We start from the raw sequence: 25,461 nt of genomic DNA on the forward strand, positions 1-25,461 counted from the left end.
CAATTTTTCGGATAACTGAAGACGTGCACCACCATAACGTCTATGGTGTCGAAAATAAAAGAAAAATTAGGCTTAGCAATAGATTTAGTTTCACACCATTCGTGATGTTATTCTCATAATTGGAATCTATGATTGCGCGAAAATTGCAGCTTAACCATCTGATATAAAGGCAACTCAATAATAAAAGATACTTGTAACAAAGTGCTAACAAATGTATAAAAACGTATCTACACTCTCAACTGTTCAAAGATTTTCGGAGTAACGCATGAACCCTTCTATTTCCTCACATGCTGACAAGGCGCTACTCTCTGAAAGAATCAATAAATTAGCGCATGCTCTCTCTGATGGCGTTTATGAAAGAGAAGACACCATTAAGCTTTGTTTACTGGCGGCTCTGGCTGGCGAAAGTGTGTTCCTATTGGGCCCTCCGGGGATCGCAAAAAGCCTTATCGCTAAACGTCTCATCCAGGCTTTTGACAACAGTAGCTACTTCGAATATTTGATGACACGTTTCTCTACTCCTGAGGAAGTGTTCGGCCCACTAAGCATTCAAGAATTAAAAGACAACGGTCGTTACGTAAGGCTGACCGAAGGCTACCTACCAACCGCGCAAGTTGTATTCCTTGATGAGATCTGGAAAGCAGGCCCTGCCATTCTCAATACGTTACTGACTGTGGTTAACGAAAAGACATTTAAAAACGGCGCAGACATTGAGCGCGTGCCGATGCGCTTGTTGGTTTCAGCGTCTAATGAACTTCCTGACGAAGACAGTGGACTAGAAGCACTTTATGACCGAATGTTAGTTCGCGTGTTCGTCAACCGTATTCAAAACAAACAAAACTTCAAATCGATGCTAACGACAGGTACTTCTCAAGAAGCTGTCATTCCCAAAGGGTTAGCGATTACAGACATTGAATATCATCAATGGCAGAAAGAACTCGATAATCTGGAGTTGACGGATAATTCGTTTAACAAGTTATTTGAGCTAAAAACCATGCTTGAAGACACGGTTAAGAAGCAAGGCTCAGCATCCGAGTCGGATTTGTATGTTTCGGACAGACGCTGGAAGAAAGCGGTCAAACTATTGAAAGCGAGCGCATTCTTCAGTGGTCGTGATAGCGTTAACCCGCTGGATATCATGCTTTTACAGGATTGCTTGTGGCATAGCCCTGAATCTCGCGATGTGGTTCGTAGCGTTGTAAAAGATTTTGCGTTGAACCGAGCGTTTGATCAGCAAGAGTCTAAATCTCAAATCGAAATGTCTCGTGAAGAGCTAGAAGAGATTCAAGATGATGTTGAATCGACTCTCTCGGTGTCGCTCTCTGTGGAGTCAACCAGTGGCTTACGACGTAAAGACGTTTATCAACATGATATCAAGAACGCGAAAATGTACAGCGTCGGTAGCGCATACAATCTTATTAAATTGGTTATGCTGCAAAGCAATATGTCGGTGTCTGAATCTGAGAAAGGCGATAGTCGTTGGGTGTATGTAGCCAAAGATGATTTTGACCGCGTTTTAAAAGAAGGTCATGGCGACATTTATGGTTACGTAAACGAAAACAAAAATCTATGCCGCTTAAAGCTCGACTTGGATGCATCGAATCAATTAGTGATCAAAGATATTGCTAATCGTTCTGTATTGGTGAGTGTGGTGACTACTGACGGTTTAGATCAAGAACTGTATAACAAGTGGTTGAACGGCGCTGAGAAAGCCCTAGAACAGTTAACTGCAGCTGAATTCAAGTTAAAAAGAGTACGCACTGAATTCCATGACGCATTACCGCATAACTATATTGACCCTGATTTACCGAAAGCGATGGAATCAAGCTTACAGGCGGTAACACAAGAGCTTGAAACGACAAAAGTGAAGAGTAGCAAGATCGCGCAACGCATTAAGTTCATGAGTCAGTACTTTGAGTAAGAGGGGGAGCATATGTTAGGAGCTGACGGCTTAAACCTCGCTTTGATGGTGGCTGACTCTGGTATCATTGATACCGCGATGAATGATCTTATCGCTCGTTCTCAAGTGATGATGGCTGCTGAGAATAAAGGTGTGAAAACATCAGTCAAAAACCACTTAGTTAAATGGCGCGGTAAAGTAAAAAAACGCGTCACTAAAGTGTGTGAAACCGACCGTTTCCAAGAGGAAATCGCACTTTACCAAGAAGTGATTTACTGGGATGAATCTCAGTTTTTTGACGAGATTGATCGCGTTATTAAGAAGCTGGAGTGGCACTCAGCATTTTATCTACAAGCAAGACGTTTGATGGAAAACAATAAAGGTGTTTATAACGCGATGTTTCCACATTACTTTTGTGATCAATGGTACCAATCGCTGTCAGATGCCATCAAACAAGCTCAAGTCACCGAACTCGAAACAAGCAAAGAAAAAGTCTTAGCTGATCTTTATCAGCGCATGGAAACCATGAAAAACATGGACAAAGTGACAGAGTCAGGCGATGAAGGCAGTGTAGGGCGTTTGTGGGACATGGCATCGGCCAAATTAAGCAAAACAGACCTAACCATCATGAAGCGCCACGCTGAGTTTCTGAATAAGCACAAGGGTTTGCAAGAGATCGCAGAAAAACTAGGACGTATGGCTGGTGAGGAAGATGATCCTTCGCTACACAAAGCTCCTGTAGAAGAACTGCAGATGGTTGAAGAGAAAAGCGATGAAGCGGTCGATGATATTGTTGGGATTCACGAAAGTGATGATCTCAACAAGATGCTGCCAAACGAAACCATGTTCCTCGCTTACCCTGAACTTGAGGTTATCTTTTATAAGCACTTGGCCGACAAGCGTTTATTGAGCTATCGTTCGCAAGGTAAATCACGGACATTACGTAAAGTAAAAGCGCAAAAGCCTGATAGCAAGAATATCGATATTGAAAAAGGCCCGTTTATCGTCTGTGTCGACGCTTCTGGTTCTATGAGCGGTTTCCCAGAGCAGTCAGCCAAAGCTATGGCTTATGCTTTGATGCAGATAGCTCTAGCCGAAGAGAGAGACTGTTACGTGATTTTGTTCTCTTCTGAGCAGATTACCTATGAATTAACAAGGCAAGATGGCCTACGTGAAGCGAGTGACTTTTTAAGCTACTCATTCCATGGCGGTACAGATTTAGAACCTGTTCTGATGAAGTCGATTGATTTGATGACGGGTGACAAATACAAGAACGCAGATTTGATCGTGCTTTCTGACTTTATTGCTCCTAAGCAGTCTGATGAAATGATTGCTCAGGTCGAAAAATTGAAAGAGCACAAAAACCGTTTTCATGCGGTTAGTCTTTCGAAATATGGCAACCCACAACTTATGACGATGTTTGACCATTGTTGGGCTTACCATCCAAGCCTAGTCGGTCGTTTTATGAAAAAGTGGTAACGTCGAATTCCTTAATTTGCTCCATTTTGCTGCGTGTTTATTGATTGAAGAGATCGAACATGCAGCAATTTGATTTAAATGTCAGCAAACGGAATTGAAATTCATTTTTTTGTTTGACTATCTCCCCTCGATCCGTAAAGTAGGCACCCGAACACAGCGGTGCTAACGTTTAGTCGGTGCTAACGTGTTGAAAAATGGCGCCTTGGCAGAGTGGCTATGCAGCGGATTGCAAATCCGTGGACCTCGGTTCGACTCCGGGAGGCGCCTCCATTCTCTTTTTCTCTTATTTAGTTAATGAGAAATTTGACGAATGAAATTGCGATACTAGCTCAGTTGGTAGAGCGCAACCTTGCCAAGGTTGAGGTCATCGGTTCGAACCCGATGTATCGCTCCAAATTTTGTAATGTTGATTCATTTTGACATTAAGATGGTGTTTTACTTTTCAGTAATCGGCATCGCAATAAAGAATTGCGTGCCCTGGTGGTGGAATTGGTAGACACAAGGGATTTAAAATCCCTCGACGTTCGCGTTGTGCCGGTTCAAGTCCGGCCCGGGGCACCATCTATTTGATTGTTACCTGCTTGGTAGTAATCAACAGAGTCGTTCTCTTAAAACACGACTTGAAGGCGCCTTGGCAGAGTGGCTATGCAGCGGATTGCAAATCCGTGGACCTCGGTTCGACTCCGGGAGGCGCCTCCATCATTCAGAAAAACCAGCCCTCTTGGCTGGTTTTTTTCGTTTCTGGCTTCCTATCTTTGAGTTCCCGGTTTCTTCTCTTAAACAACGGGTCTTTCCATAGTTTTATTTGTTTAACGCTTCCAAGCTAAATTAGTATCGCTCAATCTTATGTATGGCTTCTTGTTGATAAACAAGTAAATAAATCAAAGTCACAATTAACCATAATGCTCAATTTGTTTCATGGTTTTATGGGATGACCCAAATTAAAACATGTGTATGAGTGATAGTGTCCCTCTTTTATATTTCTTTAATTGTTCAATAAGAGGTTCTTAAATATGCAATTTAGTCTAAAGAGAAAAATGGTTTTCTCTGTAGTTTTGGCGATTGCTGTTACATCTGCCATTCTTCTTTTTATGGGTTATAAGACGTTTCAAACAAACAGCTGGCAAGCAATAGAAAGTGAAAGTCGTAATACACTTCAAGCCCATACAAAGGGCATCAGTGACTGGTTTTATGATAAGAAACAAGCAGTACACGGACTTAAGCAACAAGTGCAGCTGAACCCTTCAATAGATATCGTTCCTCATTTACGTCAAACCTTGGTATCTGGTGGGTTTGGATTGAGTTATTACGGTAACAAAGAAGGTGAGATGTTCCGTCATGATCCTTCACTGAATAAAGCGGGCTATGACCCAAGAGTCCGAGGTTGGTATAAACAAACCTTAGCTGAGAATCGAGCGGTGACAACAAAGCCGTATGTGAGTGTGACGATGCAAACCTTGGTGGTGACACTGACAGACCCTGTGACCGAGAATGGATCGATCATAGGTGTTGTGGCATCTAACCTTGCATTAGACAAGCTAATTGAAGATGTGTTGGCTATTCAGGTTCCAGGTAATGGACGAGCGATTCTGATTGATAAGCAAGGGACGGTCGTTGCTCATCAAAATAAAGATTTCATTCTGAAACAAGTCAATGATATTGCGCCAGAGCTGAGTGTGTCTGGCTTGAACAGTGCTGCGCAAAACTTGACGACGATCTTTACTCAAGTGGATGGTGCCGAGCGAGTCATCATGGCTGAGCCGATTAAAGGCACTGACTGGTTACTTGTGATTGAAATGGATAAAGACGTACTAGAGCAGCCCCTGTTCGATATGTTGATTAGCCAAATCACCACAGGTTTGATTGTATTGATCGTTATGGCTGTAGCAACCTCATGGTTTGTGGCTCGTCAATTAGTTGAACTAGGGCGAGTGAGTGAAGCATTAGCTGATATTGCGGAAGGGGAAGGCGACCTCACACAAAGACTACAAGTGTCGAGCCAAGATGAGGTGGGTCAACTTGCCGATAAGTTTAATGTCTTCGTTGATCGGCTCCATCAAATGATGCAAAACGTCACTCAAGTTTCTACCGCGATGAACAGCGGTGCCGAGCATGCTAATACCAGTGCGATGAAGCGCAGTGATAGTGTAAGCAGGCAACAAGATGAGATCACGATGGTGGCAACGGCTGTGACAGAAATGGCGACAGCAACAGCGGAAATCGCCACGAATGCTGAGAGTACGGCAAAAAGTGCGACTCATTCGGTGGAGTTGAGCGAGCAAGGCTTCCAACAGATGGCTAAAAGCCAATCATCGATCAATGACCTCGCTACTGAGCTAACAAGCGCTGTGTCTATCATCAGTGAGCTTGAAGAGCATGGTCAGCAAATCGCGTCTATCTTAGCGACGATTCGTGAAATAGCGGAGCAAACGAACTTACTCGCGCTCAATGCGGCCATTGAAGCGGCTAGGGCAGGCGAACAAGGTCGAGGCTTTGCAGTGGTTGCTGATGAGGTTCGTGTGCTTTCTCAACGTACTCATGCTTCAACAGAAGAGATCGAAGACAAGATCAAACGCTTACAACAAGCGACCAATGGTGCGGTGAAAGTGATGACGCAAAGCCATGATATGGCGAAAACAAGCGTACACGATGTGGATATGGCCGGAGAGAGCCTAGCTCAAATCCGTGAAGCGATTCAAATGATCAGTGATATGGCGACTCAGATTGCTTCTGCCGCTGAAGAGCAGTCACTGGTTACTGCCGAAATCAATGCGAATACCGAATCTGTTCGTGAAGTGAGTGATGTGATGGCAGTTGATGCGACCGATGCGGTTTCACAAGCCGATCAGCTAAGTCATTTAGCGAGTGACTTGAAACGAGAGCTGTCACGCTTCAAGCTTTAATCGATATTGCAGAAAACAACATAGGTTTAGAAACTAAAGAGCACAGACAGTAATAGGTCTGTGCTCTTTCTTTAATAGCTTAAAATGAGTCTCAGTGCTTATCAAAGAAATCCTTATTGCGAATATATTTGCTCATTAAGTGGTAAGAAAAAGGTCTGAACAACCAACTGAGAACAGAGCGCCCAAGGCGTATAAACGTCGGTGTGTTTTCGTAGATCCTGCCGTTATAGAGCCAAAGCACTTTCCCTACATGCCAATACAACAGAGGCACGGGCGGCATGAAGGTGACAATATCTATGTCGCAACAGATACGGTAGGTTTTCTTACTCAAACGGTAGTGCTTTCGAAAACTCCAATCACCAATCGCAGGTTGGCCAAAAGTCACGATTCGCTTAACACAGCCTGGATACTTTTGATCTAGGTAATCTGCGAACACGCAGCCAATTGCACCACCAGAAGAGTGCCCGGTGATAGAAATCCTTTTCCCTTGTTTTAACAAAGGCAAGAGTGTCGCTTCTAAACGTTCGATAACGGTTTGCCCAAGCTTGTCTTCGTTACGACTCGGTTGGCTTTCTTGAAACATGAGATGATAGAAACCAGCATGTACACGATAGTTCAGCCCAATCTTTTTACAGCTTCTTGTCCATAGTGCAAAAGTGAGTAGCCAGTCAGAAACACTGTGTGATCCCTTGATAACCACAACCACTTCATCTTTGTCACTACTCCATAAAACTCGAATCATGGTTTTGCCAAACTGGTTCTTTATGATGCGCTGTCCATTAGGGTCAAAACCGTAACGAGTCTGTTTAAAAACTCTCGGGTAGGCGAGGTTACAAAGAACCGCGTAGCGTTCATATTGGTATCGTTTTAGTGACTTCACGTTTTCATTTCGTAATTATAGTTGTGTAAAACTTTAGCCTTTGAATGTGAAAAGCGCATGAAAACGAAGGAGTGTTTCATTCATTCAACTGAATCAGCGGTATTTAGTGAATCTTCAAACTGGACTTCGGCTTATGAGTTCCTGTTAAAACTCAAAATCTACGCATAAGAACCGTACAAGCTGCACTAAATTCATTCTGTAGAGTTCGATAATTAATCACTTGAATTAAATGATAAAATTTATTGTTGACGAATTTTTTTCATCCGTTAAAGTACACCTCGTTCTCACGGCTTAGGTCGCGGAGAGATGGTGTTTTACTCTTCAGTAATCAGCATCGCATGATTGCGTTGCCCTGGTGGTGGAATTGGTAGACACAAGGGATTTAAAATCCCTCGGCGTTCGCGCTGTGCCGGTTCAAGTCCGGCCCGGGGCACCATCTATCTAGTTTCTACTTTTAGTAGAGTGTTGAACAAAGAGTGGTTCTCTTTAAACACTTCAATATATTTTATGTTGATAAAGGCGCCTTGGCAGAGTGGCTATGCAGCGGATTGCAAATCCGTGGACCTCGGTTCGACTCCGGGAGGCGCCTCCATTCTTTCTCTTAGTTTGATAAATTAAGAGGCAATAAGAATGAAATTGCGATACTAGCTCAGTTGGTAGAGCGCAACCTTGCCAAGGTTGAGGTCATCGGTTCGAACCCGATGTATCGCTCCAAATTTTGTAATGTTGATTCATTTTGACATTAAGATGGTGTTTTACTTTTCAGTAATCGGCATCGCAATAAAGAATTGCGTGCCCTGGTGGTGGAATTGGTAGACACAAGGGATTTAAAATCCCTCGACGTTCGCGTTGTGCCGGTTCAAGTCCGGCCCGGGGCACCATCTATTTGATTGTTACCTTGTTGGGTAGTAATCAACAGAGTTGTTCTCTTAAAACACTATTGAAGGCGCCTTGGCAGAGTGGCTATGCAGCGGATTGCAAATCCGTGGACCTCGGTTCGACTCCGGGAGGCGCCTCCATCACTTAGAAAGCCCGATCAGAAATGGTCGGGCTTTTTTACGTCTTTAGGAAAGTGATTTGGCTTTTGAGTGTTGCTAGTTAAAAGGTCCAAAGCTGATCAGTGAACTGTACTTTTTCGATACTGGATAGCACGTTCAAGCCGTCACGCGAAACAACGGTATCATTAAGCTGAAATTTACCATTCCCCAGATCATGAATTTGGTATTCACTTTTAGGGCCATGGGCGATCACGGTATTTACCCCCGCGTTTCCGGTTACGCGGTTGTCATGCTCGTTGATCTCAATATTCGCATCATTGTTACCTGATAGCGTTAGTTTAGTAAGATATTGAGAGTGATGAGTATAGGACGTCGCTGGGTCATACCTCATTTTAAATGTTCCGGTGAATGTATCGGCAATGTATGCATCGTAAGTTAATGTTGGAGAGAAAATCTGCTCCACTATCGCTTGTGCATCGGGGTCTTCTTTTGAGAAATCGTCACGAGTTTTAACTTGATAGAACCCCCACATGCCTTTGTCGTTATAAGCCCCCCAAAGCCCGTAGTAGCTATCAATTACAGCGGCAAAGTACTCTTGATCAACGCTGACTTCTTCTTGCCACTCTTCTAAAATATCACGGGGTGGTGTGTAAGCATGGTGTAATGCTTGTCTCTGTATCGCATTAAATTCTTTTTGAAATTCTGGTAATGCGGTTACTGCATCTTCAGGCGCGTTAAAAACCCCGATGCCATAGTCATGGACTAAATGCAGTATTTCCTCATAAGAGGCGTCACGATGCTCTTCATAATCTTGTTGGACATACCATTTACCGCCTTCAACCTGAATTTCTTCTTCGAATAAGAGCTGCCCGGGCAAGTCATCGTTGTATCGTGGCTCATCGTAATAATTCATTAGCTTTAGTATTGCGCCATTGTTGGCCATCGCGTTTGCAATCTCGCGTTTTGAGTCAGTGCTCCCATACTTAGTGCCATCAACAGGGGTTAGATAGTGGTTGAGAACATTGACGGCTTTGACTATTTGATAATCGCTCAGGCGATCCATAATCAAAATATGGATAGATTTGCCATTCGGGGCATTGACCGCGACATATCGGTTGTAGCCTGCTTGAGAGTATTCAGCGAATTGAGAGGGAACGGCTTCAATCGTGACCCCATGTACAACTGGCGGTGCTGCGTTTGCCTGATTGAATAGCGATTTACTTTGATTTGAACCACATCCAGTGAGAAAGATAGCTGTCGCTAAGGTAGCTAAAGATAGAGTTTTCATGACACACCTTATTATTCATACGAAGTATCAATATACGGAACTGCAGTGCGTTGTTTAGTGACAGAAGTTGCTGTTAGACAAACCCATACAATACCTTACAAATCGAGGCTTAATTCGTTGCTACTAACTTTACCGGCTGCGAGTGAAGTATAAATGAAAGCCTCAAATAAATGGGCTTGATTTTGCTACCAGATTTGAGTTCTTTGTTAGGGGGGATTACTTGTCGTTTCAAGATACGTGAGAGTGGCTTGAAGAGTCGTTGAGGATCGGCGATCGAATTCACTTTCAAGTATTTCATAAACCGTATGTGCTTCAAAGTTTGCCAACTGTGGATAAAGTAACGGCTCTTCCAAAAGCAACCCGATCAGTTTCTTCTGGGGACAAACACCATTAAGCGCAAGTTGATTGAGCGCTGCGTGCTGAATGCCGATATACGAATGTTTGATTAATTCTAATAATTGTTGCTCGTCATTGATGTGTTTTATTAAGCCGACTCTTAAAGATAAGCAGGGTGATGACATCAGTGACAAACGGTTCTGTTGTATCCAATCATCGCCAAGCCAGACGAGGATGTCGCCGATATTTTCGGATTGCTCATCTAGCAAGAGTTCTAACACGAGTAGATTAAAGCGTGATGTTTGTACATCGGAAAAGCTTATGCTGTGTCTACATAAGGCATGAATCAAGGCGTAAAACGCCGCTTTGGTTAGATAACTTATTTTGTCGTCAGAGCAAAGGCTGCGCAGCCATGTTTTGTTTGAGCAAAACTCTAGAGCGATCGCTTGATTTTCTAGAGCCTCTATCTTTGCAGATCTGTTAGAACGCTTCTTTACTGAAGTAGAAGTAGAAGTAGATGCGACGGTAGAGTCAGCGTTAGAGATAGCAGGTGAGTGAGCTTGTTTTAATGCATCAAGTGTTGATGTAATAAGTGCTGGTTGAGCATTAGCGTCAATGATTTCCGCGCCAATCATTTCATTTATAGGGGCTGTGTTCGTTGCTGTTCTACTTTTTACTGAAGAATCCGCAACTATGATACCTGATGTCCCTAAAGTGAGTTCTTTGAAATAGCTCTGGTGGCTAGTTTTTGGGTTTTTCGAAAGGTGTTCAATTAACAGTCGCTTGATAGAGTTACTACAAGCTTCCTGCTGAAGTTGTTGACGAATAAAGGCGACGCTAAGTTGTTCGGAAGTTTCAGTTAATAGGTGGTTTAGGCTGTCGAGTTGTTCTGACTCTTCCAACTTTGAAAACACTTGATAGAAATGGGGTATAAAACGGGCTAGTTGAAGCTGTTTGTGCTGACTCTCCAAACTGCAAATCAGCAGAAAGAGCGTTGTGGTTGAATAAGCAACATTGGGTTTATTTTGAAGTTGGTCAATGACATGCAGTTTATCTTCGTTACTCAGTAGCCCTGTGAGTGAGTAGAGCGGTATACCAGATAGTAGTAACTCAAAATTAAGGTACTTTATATCTACTAGGTAATTCCATTTCGCTAATTGATGTACGGAACTCTTTCTTATTGATGGGTCTGAATGAGACAGGCCGTTTAAAAATACCTGCAGATATTCACGACAATCCATTTCAGATAGACGCTGAAATGCGACTTTTTGGCAGCTAATATCAGGGTGTTGTGTGGCTTTGTACAAGACTATTTTGTCTTGAGTGTTTCTCAAAAAAATCCGAGTATCAGCGGTGCTTTTGAGTACGTTGTTTTCATTTAGCAGAGTAGGGGAGTGACGCGAAAGTAAAGCAATGAGTTTGCCTTTTAGATCTGGCTCGGGGTCATTCTGAAGTCGGTGTAGTAAACGCAGAGACTGTTCGTGATCTAGTTGGTGTTTGTGATTGTCTAAAATCCGCGCAGCAATCAAGCTGATGTCATCTCCGTCATTCCAACCCCCATCCCAGTAGTCATTTTCGTCGCATATTGCTTCTAATAATACAGGAACAGCGAGTAGAGAGTGTTGGTTGTTCTCAATAGCCATTAACGATGCCAATTTAATTTCGCTGTCGTCCCAGTATTGATAGCATTTGAGGATGGGCTCAATAGGCGCTGCATTATCTAAAGCGAGGCATTCAAGACTAGTGAGAACAAGGTCAGGATTCTGGGACTCTAACCTTTTTATAATCAGATATTTAGTGTTTTGAAAACGGCTTAATATTTGTGCTGCCGATACCTGTTCGGATAGGTTTCCAGTCAAGTAGATGTGTTTAACTTTGTGAAGTAATTTATCTAGAGACATTTATTCAAGCACCACTGAATTAACAAGTTTGAATAATAACTCTTATCATTTCTAATTGTATAATCCTAATCATATCTTTAATGTTTCATGTGTTAATAATAGGGGTAGATGATAGTAACCCCGAAGGAATGTCGATGAGCATCGCACTAAAAAGCTTGGTAGGAGTGTGTGCCCTTTTCTCTGCAACTCTATACGCCGCTCTGCCCCCTATGAGTATAAATACGGCGAAGGCAGAACTCGGTAAACGACTGTTTTTTGATACGCGCTTGTCCGGGGACGACTCGATATCGTGCTCCAGTTGCCACATTCCGTCTAATGGTTTTTCTTACCCTGAACCGTTGAGCCCTGCCTATACGGGGAGTGATGGATTTCGCAATGCTCCAACACTTATTAATACGGTCTATAAAGAAGTGTGGTTTCACGATGGTCGTATTGGCACCAACCTAAACGATGTGGTGCGGGAGAATATCACTGAAGACTGGCTGATGAATATGGACATGCGTTTGATGCAGGAACGCCTCAAACAAGATCCAATATACGTCGAGATGTTTAAAGCGGCCAATCTTGGAGAACCGTCAAATGGCGGAGTACGCAAAGCTCTGCCTGAATACCTAAAAACATTGACTTCGAAAAACGTCCCTTTTGACAAGGGTGAGCTTAGCGACTTAGCGAGCCAGGGAGAAAAACTGTTCACAGGCAAAGCGGGGTGCAGCCAATGCCATAGTGGCGCGCTGTTTTCGGACGGAAAGGCACACAATACCGGAGTGCCAGAAAATCATGAGATATTTTTAGACCCCATGCGACATCAATCTTTTCTTGCCTACAACATGTTTATGGGTGTGCAAGATTACTTAACGTTAAAGCGCGATGTTGGTGCGCATGTTCAAACTCATAAAGCGGATGGTAGCGATCGCGGTAAGTTCATAACGCCAACGCTGCGAGAGCTCACTCAAACTGCGCCGTATATGCACAATGGCATGCTTGCCACGCTTGAAGATGTGGTTGAATTTTATAATCAAGGTGGTGGCGAAGACTCAAACAAAGACTCTCGACTCACCACGCTTTCCCTAACGGACTATGAAAAAAAGGCGCTGGTGGCTTTTTTGGAATCGTTATCTGGAGATGCCCTTATAGGCGAAGAATACGAATGGTTAGACTATGACTTCGGCTACGAATACACGGAGGATTGGTCAAATGCTCGTAACTAAGCGCTCTGTATTAAAGGCAGCACTCTTTATTCTTATTGGGATGACGGGGCTTCCCAATGTTGTTAATGCAAAGGTACAGCTTAAGCCTCTAGGGGAGGTGCCTGTGCCTGCGGATAATAAACAAACACCCGAAAAAATAGAGTTGGGAAAGATCTTATTTTATGACGGTCGGCTAAGTGGCGATACGACTAGCCCATGTGCTGGTTGCCATATCCAATCTCAGGGCTGGGGTTTTCCTGATGACTTATCCATGGGATATCCGGGTACGGTACATTGGCGTAATAGCCAAACGATTATTAATGCGGCTTATTATGACAAATTTTTCTGGGCGGGCAGCGCTATGTCATTGGAAGCGCAAGCCAAAGATGCTGCGAAGGGCGCGGTCGCGGGTAATGGTGAAGATGACATCATGGAAGCGCGTTTAGCCTTAGTACCTGAGTATGTTGAACGTTTTAAGCGAGTGTTTGGTGATGATACTCCGAAAATACACAACGCTTGGCGCGCTATAGCCGCGTTTGAACGTACGATGATTCAACGTGACACACCAATAGACAACTATTTACTCGGTGACAAAACCGCTTTGTCTGAGTCCCAATTGAAGGGTAAAGCACTGTTTGAGGGCAAAGCGAATTGCATTGCTTGTCACAACGGGGCTTTGGCATCTGACCAGAAATTCTACAACATTGGCGTGCCGCCAAGCCCTTGGTGGAATGATGATGGACTGGCACAGATAACGTTTCGATTTGAGCTTTATTCTAAAGGTGTCACCGAAGAGATGTACCGCACTACAAAGGCCGATCCCGGTGCTTACTTTCGTGCTAAACGTAAAGAGATGTTAGGTAAGTTTCGCACGCCAAGCCTACGTTATACAAAATACACAGCGCCTTACATGCACAATGGCACTATTCCAACTTTAGAAGCGGTGATTGATTTCTACGACCGAGGTGGTGTGGCGGATGACGGACGTACTACTGGTTACCCTCAGACAAAATCTGCTTTAATTCAACCTCTTGGTTTAACGGAGCAAGATAAAAAGAACTTACTGAGCTTTATCGAAGCATTTTCAGGTGAACAGATTTTTATTGAAGAGCCGACTATTCCAGAGTACCAACCGTTATTTACTAAAGAAGAACTTGCTGGAGCAGAAAAATGATCGCCAACTCAGAGCAAAATTCGAGTAAACGACACAACAAATGCATGATGTCACGACGTGATTTTTTACTCTATTCCGGCGCGGCGACTGCCGTCTCTATGGTTCCTCTTACCTTATTTGCAGGAACGGATTCTGAAACTCAGGTTGAAGGTCGTATTGTTGGCTACCCGCGTAAGAAAATCGCAAAGTTAAGTCAACTCAGTAACCACATTCCGGTTCACTTTCAATATCCAGATGAAGGAAAAAATTCGATTGCGATGCTGGTTAAATCCGACATTGAATGTGGCGGTGGGATAGGGCTACAGCGTGACATTGTGGCCTATTCGATGACGTGTACTCATCAAGGTGGACCATTAACCGGAGCTTATAAAGCAACAGGAGAGCATCGCATTGTCGGACAGTGTCCATTCCACCTGTCTACATTTGATTTACGACGTCATGGCATTATGGTTTCTGGTCAAGCCTTTGAGAGCTTACCTCAAGTACTGCTGGAGCTAGAAGGTGATGATATCTATGCGGTCGGGGTTATGGGGTTGATCTTTGGTCGAATGGAAAACCTGATCGATGTGGAGGTTAGCTAGATGACTCAACTTTCTTTTAACGATAAATTGGCTGTAAACGATAAATCTGCCTTAAACGATCAACCGGCTTTAAACAGCCAGTATCTGCAACCGACCAGTACATTACTGCCACCTGCTAGTGCGGAAGTCATCACAACAGCGTGTGACTATTGTATTGTTGCGTGTGGCTATAAAGTCTATCGTTGGCCTGTGAGTAGCCCTTCCGGTGGGCCTGCTGCAAGTGAAAATGCATTTGGTGTCGATTTCCCGGTTCATGCGCTGCAAGCTTGGGTTTCGCCACAGCAACATAATATTATTTCGCATAATGGCAAACCACACCATGTGGTTGTCGTAGCAGACAAAGACATACAGGTCGTCAATAAAGGCGGTGATTCTTCGGTTCGTGGTGGACTGCTCGCAAGAAAGCTTTATAACCCAGAAACACCAACCAAAGATCGATTGAAGCAACCACTTGTTCGAATTAACGGTCAGTTACAACCGGTAGAATGGGATTTTGCGTTGGATATAGCAGCCCAAGTCGGCCGTCATGTGATTGATATGCACGGTTCAAACAGTTACTGCGTGAAAACCTATTCTTATCAGTATATTGAAAACACCTATGCGATAACAAAGTATTCATTGCGTCATGTCAATACCGCGAATTTTTCGTTTCATGATACGCCGTCAGATGTCACCGCAACCCCAGGATTTCGAGATGCGGGTTTTGATAATTTTGCTCCAAGTTATGATGATTGGGGCGCGGCAGATACTTTGATGATATGCGGAACAGATCCGTATGAGACAAAAACCATCATCTTTACACAGTTTATTATGCCTGCGGTTCATCGTGGGATGAAAACTGTGATTTTGAACCCTCGTGAAACCGCTGGAATAGCGTGGCTTAAAGCTCAAGGTGGATTGCACCTCGATATTAATCCCGGTAGCGATAATCTTGTGATTGGTGCAATTGCTCGAGTGATCTTAGAGCAAGGCTGGCAAGACAATGAGTGGATTGAAAACTGGGTCAATAATAAATGGGAATCGAGCTCAGGTTTTGGTCAGGGTACGCGTAATACGCCATGGCAGTGGAGAACCACTTGGGGCAAATTCCAAACGAATGGCTTTGATGATTATAAGCAATGGAATTTGGAGCAGAAAGAGTACGCACCTGAGTATGCCGCGTCGATAGCGGGTATCGATGTTGAGAAGATCCATAAAGCTGCTGAGATGTTGGCAATGCCAGTCAACGGTCAGCGAGTTAAAGCCTCAATTGGTATAGAGAAGGGCTTTTATTGGTCGAATAATACCGGGAATACCAACGCCATCGCCTCCCTTGCAACGATAATCGGTACTGGTGGCCGAGAAGGGCGTGTGATTGGTCGATTTGGTGGGCATCAACGAGGTGGGCTAGCGGGTGGGAAACTACCAAGGAATAAGTCACCTGAAAAAGTAGCAGGTAGGCGCAGGCGCTCAATAGACACCGATAGATACCTTTATTCCGGGCATACCCGTATGGCCCATGTCATTGGTACGACATGGATTCAAGCTATGTGTGGTAGTTATGGGTTGAAAGAGAAATTCACCGACTTAACAACACGTAACCCTCACCAAGCGACGCGACGTGATAAGCAGCACATTATAGATACACTCAAAAAACGAGCAGATTCCGGTGGAATGGTCGTCATCAATCAAGATATTTATTTACGTGATCCTATTGGTAAACAATTCGCTGATATCATCTTTCCGGCCGCGACTTGGGGGGAAGAGGATTTCATGCGTGCTAATGGTGAGCGTCGTCTACGCCTTTACCAAAAGTTCGCTGATGCGCCGGGTCAGGCTAAGCCAGACTGGTGGATTGTTGCTCAAATGGCTTCGCGAATGGGGTACGACGGGTTTGATTGGCAAAACTCAAATGACGTAGCTGAAGAGTCATCCCGATTTAGCCGTGGTAGCCGTAAAGATTTCAATATGATTAAAGTCGCAGCACATGCTGAAGGAAAAACTCTTCATCAAAAGCTCGCTGAATTTGGTACCGAAGGAATCCAAGGGCCTGTTTTTTATAACTATGACACCAAAAAGCTGATTGGCACTAAGCGCTTGCATGACACTGAAATGAGTTGGGATGATTTGGTCGACAAAGGGCTACAGGATGGGCCTCAAGGCGCCAATATTATGCGTAAACAGCTCACTCAATTTAATAGTCAGACGGGGAAGGTCAATCTTCAAAAACATCCTTGGGATCTGTTTAGTGATTTCCATGCTTGGCTTACTCCCCAAAAGGACGAGTTGTGGTTCTCGAATGGTCGTATCAACGAAATTTGGCAGTCAGGGTTTGATGATACCGAGCGCAGGCCTTACATCACTCATCGCTGGCCTGAAAACTGGATTGAAGTACACCCGGAAGATGCGGAAAAACGGGGCATAGAAGCCGGAGATGAAGTACTGGTGTACTCGGAGCGGGTGGCCAATTTTAAAGATACGATTCTGGGGATCGAGTCAGATGATTTTCAGTTTAGTAACCTAATGAAAAATGGTCACATTCAACTGGATTACGCGGAGATTAAAGCCGTTGCGATTGTCACCTCAGCCACGAAAAAAGGTGTGTTGTATTGCAATATGATGGACATGAAGAACCCAGCGAATGCTTTAACAACAAGGGTCGTTGACCAAATCAGTGGTAACTACAACTACAAAATGGGCGTCGCCAAAATAAAGAAAATTGGTGAATCAAAATATAAGCGTGAGTTTGAAGGGTTCTCCTTTGCACCACGTAACATTGTGTAAGGGAAGTTTATGTTTGGTGTATTATTGGTTTTGCATGTATTGGCTGCCACCATTTGGACGGGAGGGCACATTATTCTCAGCGTCGTTATCCTTCCTAAAGTCTTGAAACACCGTTCTCCAGAAATGTTATTGGAATTCGAGCAAGGGTACGAAAAGGTGGGAATGCCTGCTTTGGTCGTTCAAGTGGTGACTGGGTTGATGCTCGCTTATCACATGTTGCCGGACGTTAACTTATGGTTTGATATGTCGATTCCACTGGCTCATGGCATTGCCGCTAAATTGACGTTGCTGTCTCTGACGGTATTGCTAGCCCTAGACGCACGCTTTCGTGTGATTCCAAAACTATCGAAGGACAACTTGGTTGATATGGCGCTGCACATTGTGCCAGTGACCCTTATTTCAATTTTGTTTGTGGTTGTCGGAGTTTCATTTAGAACGGGTTGGCTAGTTTGATCTGCTTTTACGTTTAGTGCGGAATATTTGACAATGTCTAAGTTAGATAAGTTAGATAAGTTAGATAAGTTAGAAGAAACAGCGCCAATTCGGCGCTGTTTCTTCTTGTTGCTGACCCCTTAGCCTGTCTTCAGGCTAGCATTCCTATCACACATTAACAGAGAGCGGATGCTTCAAGACAGGGACAAAGGTTATTGAATTTTTTGCTCTGCTTGATCGAGCAAGCCTTGCATCTTTTTCTGAGCTCTGCGACTTACACGTTTTTTGGCCGCGGTGCGAGCTTCTTCTAAGTTAACACTTGGATCACCAACAACCACAAGTGCCACCATTCCGTGTCGGTGATGTACTTTACATTTTATGCCATAAACTCCGGGCTTATCAAAAGTGACTTCCTGTGCATTTGACCCGGATATCATAAGAGGTTTAGCTCCGTCAGGAAGCATCCCTTGAATGCTATGAGCAGTATGAGAGCCAACGGTTCCTTTAAAAAGCACCTTGTCACCAGGTTCGATTTCTACGTAATCAGGAATGAATTGGTACATCTTGTCGATGTTTTCAGAATTCATGTCCATCACTTGTTTGATGACCTTTATTTCAGCAAACGCAGGGGCTGCAATAATAGATAGGATTAGTAAAATTAGGCGCATCGTATTCACTCTGTTAAATAAGAATTATTTTCAATAATGCTAATTTATTCAGGGTTTGGTTGGAAGTTGATTTTTACATCACACATGTGAATTAAAAGGGTTCTTGTGTTAGATCAAGCAAACAAACCGATGACCCAAGCTATAAACTGAATTCATCACGACATTAAAGGGCGAACAGCTTTGTTTACATTCCGAATAGGTAGGAGTGGTTTTCACAATTACACATAGTTTTTCACGCAAACGGTGTTCTACATGTATTTATAGTCTTCTATATATATTTGTAAGAACCTAAATGAAAATGATTGTCATTTACTTACGTTATTGGTAACCTATTGTGAAACTTTACAACATTCCGCTCAATGCACTGAAGTGTATATAAAATCCCGCTAAACCCTATCTAAACTGTGGTTATTCGTTTGCTTTGCTTGTTAATTAAGCATATCTACCTCTTTTGTTCTACCCCTTTAGGGTAGTTTGTTTTCGTAATTGATTTACATCATATTTTCATTTTCTTTCATAATTCATTATTCGCTCAGTTAAGAAATATATAACCTTCAGGAATTCTTATGAGCAAGATGAAGCTAGTCGTAATCGGTAACGGGATGGTCGGTCATCGCTATATCGAAGATTTAGTCGAGAAGACAGATGTTGCAAACATGGACATCACGGTGTTCTGTGAAGAACCACGTGTTGCGTATGACCGTGTGCACCTTTCTTCTTACTTTTCACACCATACTGCAGATGAACTTTCTTTGGTAAAAGAAGGCTTCTACGAGAAACACGGCATCAACATGCTGATCGGTGAACGTGCTATCAACGTTAACCGTGAAAAGAAAACAGTTTACTCAAGCACGGGTCGTGAAATTCAATACGACAAACTTGTTCTTGCGACTGGTTCTTTCCCGTTTGTACCGCCAATTAAAGGCCACGAAGGTAAAGACTGTTTTGTTTACCGTACTATCGAAGACTTAAAAGCTATCGAAGCGACGGCTAAGAATTCTAAATCTGGTGTTGTTGTTGGTGGTGGTCTACTTGGTCTTGAAGCGGCTGGTGCACTAAAGGCATTAGGTGTGACGACTCACGTTGTAGAGTTTGCTCCCAAGCTTATGGCAGAGCAGCTTGATCTTGCTGGTGGTAATCAACTTCGTCAAAAAATCGAACGTATGGGCGTAAACGTTCATACAAGTAAGAACACGCTTGAAATTGCTCCTGAAGGCACTGAAGCTCGTAACGTAATGCGTTTTGCAGACGGTACAGAGCTAGAAACTGATTTCATCGTATTCTCTGCTGGTATTCGCCCACAAGACAAACTTGCTCGTCAAATGGGCCTAGGTATTGCGCCTCGCGGTGGTATCGAGATTAACGATCACTGTCAAACGACAGACAAAGATATCTACGCTATCGGCGAGTGTGCATCTTGGAACCAAACATTCTACGGTCTAGTGGCCCCTGGTTACAAAATGGCGACCGTTGCGGTTGACCACGTTGTTGGTAACGAAAGCACATTTGAAGGTGCAGACATGTCTGCGAAGCTTAAGCTTCTGGGCGTGAAAGTAGGTTCTATCGGTGATGCTAACGGCCGCACTCCAGGTTGTAAGAGCTACGTTTACCAAAACGAAGAACAAGAAATTTACAAGCGACTAATCGTTTCTGAAGACAACAAGAAGCTGCTTGGCGCGGTAATGGTCGGTGATACGTCTGACTATGGTGATCTTCTTCAGCTAATGCTGAATGAAATCGACCTGCCAGAGCATCCAGATGCATTGATTCTTCCTGCTCACGCGGGTGCTGAAAAGCCAACACTTGGCGCGGATTCTCTTCCTGAGTCTGCTGTTATCTGTTCTTGTTTCGATGTAACTAAAGGCAAGATTGCACAAGCCGTTGCTGAAGGTCACCACACCATTGGTGATATCAAAGCAGTAACTGGTGCTGGTACTGGCTGTGGTGGTTGTATTCCACTTGTGACTTCAGTACTGAACGCTGAACTTGCTAAAGCCGGTATTGAAGTGAAGAACGACGTATGTGAGCACTTTGCTTACTCTCGCCAAGAGCTTTTCCACTTGATTCGTATCGAAGAAATCAAAACATTCGATGAGTTACTAGAGAAATACGGTAAAGGCTACGGCTGTGAAGTATGTAAGCCTCTAGCGGGTTCTATTCTTGCTTCTTGCTGGGGTGAGCACATCCTTAAGCCTGAGCTAGTGAAACTGCATGATACCAACGATAACTTCCTAGGTAACATCCAAAAAGACGGTACTTACTCTGTTATCCCTCGTATGGCGGGTGGTGAAGTAACGCCTCAAGCACTAAGCGTTCTTGCTGATGTAGCGGCTGAATACAACCTTTACACCAAGATCACAGGTGCTCAGCGTATCGGTCTATTCGGTGCTCAAAAAGATGACTTACCAGCAATATGGAAGAAGTTAGTTGCTGCGGGCTACGAAACAGGTCAAGCGTACGCGAAGGCGCTACGTATGGCTAAGACATGTGTCGGTTCAACTTGGTGTCGTTACGGCGTTCAAGATTCAGTTGGCCTAGGTGTGATGATCGAGAACCGTTACAAAGGCATCCGTACTCCTCATAAGATGAAGTTTGGTGTGTCTGGCTGTACTCGTGAGTGTGCTGAAGCTCAAGGTAAAGACTTAGGTATTATCGCGACTGACGCAGGTTGGAACATGTACGTATGTGGTAACGGTGGTATGAAGCCTCGTCACGCAGACTTACTTGCAAGCGACCTAGACCAAGAAACGCTGATCAAATACATCGACCGTTTCATGATGTTCTACATCCGCTCGGCTGCGCCACTACAACGTACTTCGGTATGGATGGACAACCTAGAAGGTGGTGTCGATTACCTACGTGAAGTGATTGTCGACAACAAGCTTGGCATCAATGACCAACTTGAAGCGGACGTAGCTGGCCTTGTGGGTAACTTTGCTTGTGAGTGGACTGACACTATCAACGACGAAGCTCAACTTAAGCGCTTCTCACACTTCATCAATGCTGATGACCGTGATGAAAACGTTGTGTTTGTTGACGATGGCCGTGAACAACACCGCCCAGCAACATTCACAGAAAAACACCCAGAAGCGAAGGGCGACATCCTTCACGTTGAACTGGTTTAATTGGGAGACGACATCATGGCATTTACCAAAGTTTGTAAGATCGAAGACATTATTCCAGGTACCGGTGTTTGTGCGTTGGTTGGTGGTGAGCAAGTTGCTATTTTCCGCCCAACTAAAGCCGAAGAAGTGTTCGCTATTAGTAACACTGACCCGTTTTTTCAATCAAACGTTTTATCTCGCGGTTTAACGGTTGAGCACAAAGGTGAGCTTTGGGTGGCAAGCCCACTTAAGAAGCAACGCTTTAACCTAGCAACAGGTGTGTGCATGGAAGACGAGAGCTTCAGTGTAAAAGCGTATAAAGCTCGCGTTACTAAAGGTGCTGTAGAAGTTTCAGTATAGTTAGTTCGAAACCATAGCTAGTGCGAAACCATAGCTAGTTCGAAACTTCGACACAGTTACTTAGCAAGATTTGATAGATCAAGGGTTCTAGTTATCGACATTGCCTTAATTCGGCAATTAGAACCTTTTCCTATCCGATTTCAACTTTTAATTTTAACTTTTTAAGGACAATCTTATGTCTACTGATTTTAAACCAGCAGAATTCGTTCAAACAATGATCGATGTAGGTGAAGCGAAAACGAAAACAGGTACTCGCGATCTTCTGATTCGAAGCACAATGGCAGGCATCATTCTTTCTCTTGCTGTTGTTGTGGCAATCACGACTATTGTGCAAACCGGCATTGGTATTGTTGGCGCTCTTGTGTTCCCTGTGGGCTTCGTCATTCTAAGTGTAATGGGCTATGACCTAGTAACAGGTGTATTTGGTCTTGCTCCTTTAGCGAAATTTGATAACCGTCCAGGTATTACTTGGGGTCGTATTTTACGTTGTTGGGGTCTTGTTGGTCTTGGTAACCTTATCGGTTCTTTAATTGTTGCAGTGTTAGTGGCAATTTCACTTACAGGTAACTTCTCTTTAGAACCAAACGCAGTTGCTCAAAAGTTCATTGCTGTTTCTACAGGTCGAAGCCTAGGGTTTGAAAACATGGGCATGGACGGCTGGATCACATGTTTCGTGCGCGGCATCTTCTGTAACCTAATGGTTTGTCTAGGTGTGATTGGTAACATGACTGCACGTACAGTTGCTGGTCGTGTAGCAATGATGTGGTTCCCGATCTTCATCTTCTTCGCACTTGTATTTGAGCATACAGTTGTAAACATGTTCCTATTCCCACTGGGTATGATTCTTGGCGCTGACTTCGGTATCGCGACATGGTTGAACTTCAACCTTATCCCAACAATCTTAGGTAACATCGTTGGTGGCCTACTGTTAACGTGTGTTCCTCTATACCTGACTCATGCTAAAACAGCTCCTTCTCTAGGCGCGAAGTAATACGGTAAACGTAAGTTAGTATGAGATTGAAAGCCCCAACAACGTGTTTGGGGCTTTTTTAGTTTGAAAGCTGTCAGTGTATTCTCGGGCAGACAACATTTTAGTTATCATAGATGCGTTGTTTGCTATTGAGCAAAACATCCGCAATAGATTGTTTTGTTATAATTATTTCTATCTTCGTTAGTATTTAGACTGAATATTTATTTCAACACCTGATAGTCTAAGAGTTAAGGATTTTGATAAGTCATCATGAATACAGTGACTTATCACATAGATTGAAGCTTGAGATAAAACAAGCAAACCTTCGGAGCGCAGAATGTCAGAAGTATCGTCATCGAATGTTAAAGAAGTAAGCAATGGATTTGTTTCATTGGTAGGTGCAGGTCCGGGCGACCCAGACTTACTTACACTAAAAGCCGCACGAGTGATTCAACAAGCAGACGTTTTGGTTTATGACCGCTTGGTATCAAAAGATATCTTAGCGATGGCTAATCCAGAAGCTGAAATGTTGTATGTGGGTAAGAAGCTCGATCATCACTGCGTACCACAAGATCAGATCAACCAACTATTGGTGACCAAAGCCCAAGAACACAAGCACGTTGTGCGTCTAAAAGGTGGTGATTCGTTTATCTTTGGCCGTGGTGGCGAAGAGTGCGAAACGTTAGCTGAGAATGACGTGAGATTTGAAGTGATTCCTGGCATTACTGCAGCCGCAGGAGCGACCGCATATGCGGGAATTCCATTGACTCACCGTGACCACGCGCAAAGCGTACAGTTTATTACGGGTCATTTGAAGAAAGATGGCGAAGATATTGACTGGCGTTCTCTTGCTCAACACAATCACACGATCGTGTTTTACATGGGCTTGAAAGAGAGTCCGAATATTCAGAAGAATTTACTCGATAACGGGATGCGAGAAGACATGCCAGTTGCGATTATCGAAAATGGCACTCGCCAAGAGCAGAAAGTGTTTAGAGGTGGGCTACGTGACCTAGCTGATCTTGCTGGCGTTGCAAAGAGTCCTGCACTGATTGTGGTTGGAAGTGTTGCTCAGCTCCATGAAAAACTGGCTTGGTTTAACAAGCAAGCTTAAGTGATTGATGATCAAGCTTAGCTTGTTAGCTTGTTAGCTTGTTAGCTTGTTAGCTTGTTAGCTTGTTAGCTTGGTTGATGGTTGATGGTTGATGGTTGATGGTTGTTTGCTTGATGGTTAACCAAAGGCTTAGCTGACCAAGAATCAAATACTGCAGCGGCTACTCTGTCGCTGCATTTCTTGTTGGCGCATGGGCATTTCGTCAATAATATTGGTGATTAAACTCCAATCGGTTTTACCACTCCACCTGTGTTTCTCTTTCCCGTCTTTGCCAATCAACACGGCAGTGTGTGAACCTTTGGGTATTCCATAACTGTTAGTCACTGCATCCAAATTAAACTCTTCAACTAACCATGCAGGAACGGTGTAGCCGCTTTCGGCGATGACCATGATAACTACATCTCGCTCGTCCAATTGACAATTGTTAATCAAGACTTCATTGAGAAACTCTTTTACGATCGAATCATCTGTTGGAGCGAAATAAATAACACTGCGGTGTGGCAGAGCTTTGGAATGAGAGTAGGCTGGGTAGGCGTGTAACGAGTTGACTGACAGAATCATAAACATAACCGTGCTTGTTATTAAAGCGTTCAGTGTTTTGGAAATTACGTTTGTTACCGATGCCTTAGTTATCGCTGCCTTAGTTATGGCTGCGTTAGCTATTGCCGCGCAGCAACGTCTCAATACTGAGTCAATGGTGTCGCTGCCAAGGCATGATCTGATTATTTGTCGGTACTGCATGTTCCACCTTCCTCGATAAACCCAAACAAGCTCTAAGTTAATGGCAACTACGTTAAGCCAATAACAACTACGTTAAGCATAGCTAATGAGTTCATTTTTATTAAAGAAAGCGACTCGCATTTTAGAAGTGAATAGAATAGGGTATACGGAAAATCTAAAGGTATGAATTTATGGAAAACATAGCAATTTTGGTCGACGTTCAGAACGTTTACTATACAACACGTGATAAATACCGTTCTAACTTCGACTATAACCAGTTTTGGTATGTTGCCACGGAAGGACGTAACGTTGTCGAAGCCAATGCTTACGCAATCTCAAGCCAAGATCCTAAACAGCGCCAATTCCACCATATCCTTCGTGGTGTTGGTTTTAATGTGAAGCTAAAACCGTTTATTCAGCGTCGTGATGGTAGCGCCAAAGGGGATTGGGATGTCGGTATCGCGTTAGACGCGATAGAGCTTGCGGAGACGGTTGATACGATTGTTTTGGTATCAGGAGACGGTGATTTTGAAATCTTGGTAGAGCGAATCAAAGAGCGTTTTGGAAAGCCTGTTGAAGTGTATGGCGTTCCTGGGTTAACAGCTCAAAATCTTATCGATTCTGCCTCAAAATTTGTACCGATTGAAAAAGATTTTCTTCTATAGAGGAAATCACGCACTTTATAATTGAAATCAATAATAAC

The 25,461-nt window shown here is 43.7% G+C and carries 19 protein-coding genes and 9 tRNA genes; 23 read left to right on the plus strand and 5 right to left on the minus strand.

Going from position 1 to position 25,461, the window contains the following annotated elements:
* The first annotated feature begins 265 nt into the window (after nucleotides 1-265).
* The 7 genes from OCV30_RS20185 to OCV30_RS20215 all read left to right on the plus strand — a co-directional run bounded on the left by OCV30_RS20185 (nucleotide 266) and on the right by OCV30_RS20215 (nucleotide 6,282).
* Nucleotides 266-1,921, plus strand: a complete 1,656-nt coding sequence (locus tag OCV30_RS20185; protein WP_012600558.1) for an ATPase RavA domain-containing protein — start codon at nucleotides 266-268, stop codon at nucleotides 1,919-1,921.
* A 12-nt stretch (nucleotides 1,922-1,933) separates the two neighbouring features.
* The gene (gene viaA / locus OCV30_RS20190; RefSeq protein ID WP_009845428.1) at nucleotides 1,934-3,379 is read left to right on the plus strand and encodes an ATPase RavA stimulator ViaA; all 1,446 of its coding nucleotides are present in this window, start codon (nucleotides 1,934-1,936) and stop codon (nucleotides 3,377-3,379) included.
* A gap of 196 nt (nucleotides 3,380-3,575) precedes the next feature.
* Nucleotides 3,576-3,649 (plus strand) — tRNA-Cys (locus OCV30_RS20195).
* Nucleotides 3,650-3,697: 48 nt separating this feature from the next.
* Nucleotides 3,698-3,773, plus strand: a tRNA-Gly gene (locus OCV30_RS20200).
* Nucleotides 3,774-3,853: 80 nt separating this feature from the next.
* Nucleotides 3,854-3,940: transfer RNA gene (locus OCV30_RS20205), tRNA-Leu, on the plus strand.
* 64 nt (nucleotides 3,941-4,004) lie between these two features.
* Nucleotides 4,005-4,078, plus strand: a tRNA-Cys gene (locus OCV30_RS20210).
* 314 nt (nucleotides 4,079-4,392) lie between these two features.
* Nucleotides 4,393-6,282, plus strand: coding sequence for a methyl-accepting chemotaxis protein (locus tag OCV30_RS20215; RefSeq protein ID WP_442478153.1), 1,890 nt, complete (start codon nucleotides 4,393-4,395; stop codon nucleotides 6,280-6,282).
* A 91-nt stretch (nucleotides 6,283-6,373) separates the two neighbouring features.
* Here the strand turns inward: OCV30_RS20215 and OCV30_RS20220 are convergent, their stop codons facing one another.
* Nucleotides 6,374-7,162, minus strand: coding sequence for a lipase family protein (locus tag OCV30_RS20220; protein ID WP_065680014.1), 789 nt, complete (start codon nucleotides 7,160-7,162; stop codon nucleotides 6,374-6,376).
* A 349-nt stretch (nucleotides 7,163-7,511) separates the two neighbouring features.
* On the opposite strand from OCV30_RS20220, the gene OCV30_RS20225 reads away from it, so the two are divergent.
* The 5 genes from OCV30_RS20225 to OCV30_RS20245 all read left to right on the plus strand — a co-directional run bounded on the left by OCV30_RS20225 (nucleotide 7,512) and on the right by OCV30_RS20245 (nucleotide 8,181).
* Nucleotides 7,512-7,598 (plus strand) — tRNA-Leu (locus OCV30_RS20225).
* Between the two features lie 82 nt (nucleotides 7,599-7,680).
* A tRNA-Cys gene (locus tag OCV30_RS20230) sits at nucleotides 7,681-7,754 on the plus strand.
* 46 nt (nucleotides 7,755-7,800) lie between these two features.
* Nucleotides 7,801-7,876: transfer RNA gene (locus tag OCV30_RS20235), tRNA-Gly, on the plus strand.
* Between the two features lie 80 nt (nucleotides 7,877-7,956).
* Nucleotides 7,957-8,043, plus strand: a tRNA-Leu gene (locus OCV30_RS20240).
* Between the two features lie 64 nt (nucleotides 8,044-8,107).
* Nucleotides 8,108-8,181: transfer RNA gene (locus OCV30_RS20245), tRNA-Cys, on the plus strand.
* 79 nt (nucleotides 8,182-8,260) lie between these two features.
* On the opposite strand, the gene OCV30_RS20250 is transcribed toward OCV30_RS20245, so the two are convergent.
* Both OCV30_RS20250 and OCV30_RS20255 read right to left on the minus strand, forming a co-directional pair.
* Nucleotides 8,261-9,448, minus strand: coding sequence for a hypothetical protein (locus OCV30_RS20250; RefSeq protein WP_065680015.1), 1,188 nt, complete (start codon nucleotides 9,446-9,448; stop codon nucleotides 8,261-8,263).
* A gap of 206 nt (nucleotides 9,449-9,654) precedes the next feature.
* Nucleotides 9,655-11,685 (minus strand): hypothetical protein, encoded by a 2,031-nt coding sequence (locus OCV30_RS20255; RefSeq protein WP_065680016.1) that lies wholly within the window; start codon nucleotides 11,683-11,685, stop codon nucleotides 9,655-9,657.
* Between the two features lie 134 nt (nucleotides 11,686-11,819).
* Here OCV30_RS20255 and OCV30_RS20260 point away from each other — a divergent pair, with 134 nt between their 5' ends.
* Genes OCV30_RS20260 through OCV30_RS20280 form a run of 5 tightly spaced genes read left to right on the plus strand, consistent with a single transcriptional unit; the run spans nucleotide 11,820 to nucleotide 17,843 of the window.
* Nucleotides 11,820-12,893 (plus strand): cytochrome-c peroxidase, encoded by a 1,074-nt coding sequence (locus OCV30_RS20260; protein WP_141678307.1) that lies wholly within the window; start codon nucleotides 11,820-11,822, stop codon nucleotides 12,891-12,893.
* Nucleotides 12,880-14,046 carry a cytochrome-c peroxidase gene (locus OCV30_RS20265; RefSeq protein ID WP_065680017.1) on the plus strand — a complete coding sequence of 389 codons (1,167 nt, stop codon included), beginning with the start codon at nucleotides 12,880-12,882 and terminating at the stop codon, nucleotides 14,044-14,046. Before OCV30_RS20260 ends, OCV30_RS20265 begins: the two co-directional genes overlap by 14 nt.
* Nucleotides 14,043-14,627: an arsenate reductase (azurin) small subunit gene (locus OCV30_RS20270; RefSeq protein WP_065680018.1), complete on the plus strand. Its 585-nt coding sequence runs from the start codon at nucleotides 14,043-14,045 to the stop codon at nucleotides 14,625-14,627. Before OCV30_RS20265 ends, OCV30_RS20270 begins: the two co-directional genes overlap by 4 nt.
* Entirely contained in the window at nucleotides 14,628-17,390 is a 2,763-nt protein-coding gene (locus tag OCV30_RS20275) for a molybdopterin-dependent oxidoreductase (protein WP_209439706.1), read from the plus strand.
* 9 nt (nucleotides 17,391-17,399) lie between these two features.
* Nucleotides 17,400-17,843 (plus strand): CopD family protein, encoded by a 444-nt coding sequence (locus OCV30_RS20280; RefSeq protein ID WP_065680019.1) that lies wholly within the window; start codon nucleotides 17,400-17,402, stop codon nucleotides 17,841-17,843.
* Between the two features lie 191 nt (nucleotides 17,844-18,034).
* Here the strand turns inward: OCV30_RS20280 and OCV30_RS20285 are convergent, their stop codons facing one another.
* Complete coding sequence (locus OCV30_RS20285) at nucleotides 18,035-18,490, minus strand: plastocyanin/azurin family copper-binding protein (RefSeq protein WP_065680020.1); 456 nt, start codon at nucleotides 18,488-18,490, stop codon at nucleotides 18,035-18,037.
* Between the two features lie 566 nt (nucleotides 18,491-19,056).
* Between OCV30_RS20285 and nirB the strand changes: the two genes are divergently transcribed.
* The 4 genes from nirB (at nucleotide 19,057) to cobA (ending at nucleotide 24,038) form a co-directional block, all read left to right on the plus strand.
* Nucleotides 19,057-21,615 (plus strand): nitrite reductase large subunit NirB, encoded by a 2,559-nt coding sequence (gene nirB / locus OCV30_RS20290; protein WP_065680021.1) that lies wholly within the window; start codon nucleotides 19,057-19,059, stop codon nucleotides 21,613-21,615.
* Between the two features lie 15 nt (nucleotides 21,616-21,630).
* On the plus strand, nucleotides 21,631-21,954 hold the full coding sequence (nirD, locus tag OCV30_RS20295) for a nitrite reductase small subunit NirD (protein WP_065680022.1): 324 nt from the start codon (nucleotides 21,631-21,633) through the stop codon (nucleotides 21,952-21,954).
* A gap of 175 nt (nucleotides 21,955-22,129) precedes the next feature.
* Nucleotides 22,130-22,945: a formate/nitrite transporter family protein gene (locus tag OCV30_RS20300; protein ID WP_065680023.1), complete on the plus strand. Its 816-nt coding sequence runs from the start codon at nucleotides 22,130-22,132 to the stop codon at nucleotides 22,943-22,945.
* A 316-nt stretch (nucleotides 22,946-23,261) separates the two neighbouring features.
* Nucleotides 23,262-24,038, plus strand: a complete 777-nt coding sequence (gene cobA, locus OCV30_RS20305) for a uroporphyrinogen-III C-methyltransferase (RefSeq protein WP_065680024.1) — start codon at nucleotides 23,262-23,264, stop codon at nucleotides 24,036-24,038.
* A gap of 144 nt (nucleotides 24,039-24,182) precedes the next feature.
* Here the strand turns inward: cobA and OCV30_RS20310 are convergent, their stop codons facing one another.
* The gene (locus OCV30_RS20310) at nucleotides 24,183-24,701 is read right to left on the minus strand and encodes a DUF4174 domain-containing protein (RefSeq protein ID WP_241810803.1); all 519 of its coding nucleotides are present in this window, start codon (nucleotides 24,699-24,701) and stop codon (nucleotides 24,183-24,185) included.
* Here OCV30_RS20310 and OCV30_RS20315 point away from each other — a divergent pair.
* Nucleotides 24,637-24,798 carry a hypothetical protein gene (locus OCV30_RS20315; protein ID WP_244499060.1) on the plus strand — a complete coding sequence of 54 codons (162 nt, stop codon included), beginning with the start codon at nucleotides 24,637-24,639 and terminating at the stop codon, nucleotides 24,796-24,798. The genes OCV30_RS20310 and OCV30_RS20315 overlap by 65 nt on opposite strands.
* A gap of 151 nt (nucleotides 24,799-24,949) precedes the next feature.
* Nucleotides 24,950-25,423: a LabA-like NYN domain-containing protein gene (locus tag OCV30_RS20320; RefSeq protein ID WP_009845414.1), complete on the plus strand. Its 474-nt coding sequence runs from the start codon at nucleotides 24,950-24,952 to the stop codon at nucleotides 25,421-25,423.
* Nucleotides 25,424-25,461 lie beyond the last annotated feature (38 nt).

Origin of the sequence: Vibrio atlanticus, from assembly GCF_024347315.1 — a bacterium.
GTDB lineage: Bacteria > Pseudomonadota > Gammaproteobacteria > Enterobacterales > Vibrionaceae > Vibrio > Vibrio atlanticus.

What these genes read in the sequence shown, in the direction of transcription:
- OCV30_RS20185 (WP_012600558.1), top strand. Translation starts at nt 266, where the DNA reads ATGAACCCTTCTATTTCCTCACATGCTGACAAGGCGCTACTCTCTGAA.
- viaA (WP_009845428.1), top strand. Translation starts at nt 1,934, where the DNA reads ATGTTAGGAGCTGACGGCTTAAACCTCGCTTTGATGGTGGCTGACTCT.
- OCV30_RS20215 (WP_442478153.1), top strand. Translation starts at nt 4,393, where the DNA reads ATGCAATTTAGTCTAAAGAGAAAAATGGTTTTCTCTGTAGTTTTGGCG.
- OCV30_RS20250 (WP_065680015.1), bottom strand. Translation starts at nt 9,448, where the DNA reads ATGAAAACTCTATCTTTAGCTACCTTAGCGACAGCTATCTTTCTCACT.
- OCV30_RS20255 (WP_065680016.1), bottom strand. Translation starts at nt 11,685, where the DNA reads ATGTCTCTAGATAAATTACTTCACAAAGTTAAACACATCTACTTGACT.
- OCV30_RS20260 (WP_141678307.1), top strand. Translation starts at nt 11,820, where the DNA reads ATGAGCATCGCACTAAAAAGCTTGGTAGGAGTGTGTGCCCTTTTCTCT.
- OCV30_RS20265 (WP_065680017.1), top strand. Translation starts at nt 12,880, where the DNA reads ATGCTCGTAACTAAGCGCTCTGTATTAAAGGCAGCACTCTTTATTCTT.
- OCV30_RS20270 (WP_065680018.1), top strand. Translation starts at nt 14,043, where the DNA reads ATGATCGCCAACTCAGAGCAAAATTCGAGTAAACGACACAACAAATGC.
- OCV30_RS20275 (WP_209439706.1), top strand. Translation starts at nt 14,628, where the DNA reads ATGACTCAACTTTCTTTTAACGATAAATTGGCTGTAAACGATAAATCT.
- OCV30_RS20280 (WP_065680019.1), top strand. Translation starts at nt 17,400, where the DNA reads ATGTTTGGTGTATTATTGGTTTTGCATGTATTGGCTGCCACCATTTGG.
- OCV30_RS20285 (WP_065680020.1), bottom strand. Translation starts at nt 18,490, where the DNA reads ATGCGCCTAATTTTACTAATCCTATCTATTATTGCAGCCCCTGCGTTT.
- nirB (WP_065680021.1), top strand. Translation starts at nt 19,057, where the DNA reads ATGAGCAAGATGAAGCTAGTCGTAATCGGTAACGGGATGGTCGGTCAT.
- nirD (WP_065680022.1), top strand. Translation starts at nt 21,631, where the DNA reads ATGGCATTTACCAAAGTTTGTAAGATCGAAGACATTATTCCAGGTACC.
- OCV30_RS20300 (WP_065680023.1), top strand. Translation starts at nt 22,130, where the DNA reads ATGTCTACTGATTTTAAACCAGCAGAATTCGTTCAAACAATGATCGAT.
- cobA (WP_065680024.1), top strand. Translation starts at nt 23,262, where the DNA reads ATGTCAGAAGTATCGTCATCGAATGTTAAAGAAGTAAGCAATGGATTT.
- OCV30_RS20320 (WP_009845414.1), top strand. Translation starts at nt 24,950, where the DNA reads ATGGAAAACATAGCAATTTTGGTCGACGTTCAGAACGTTTACTATACA.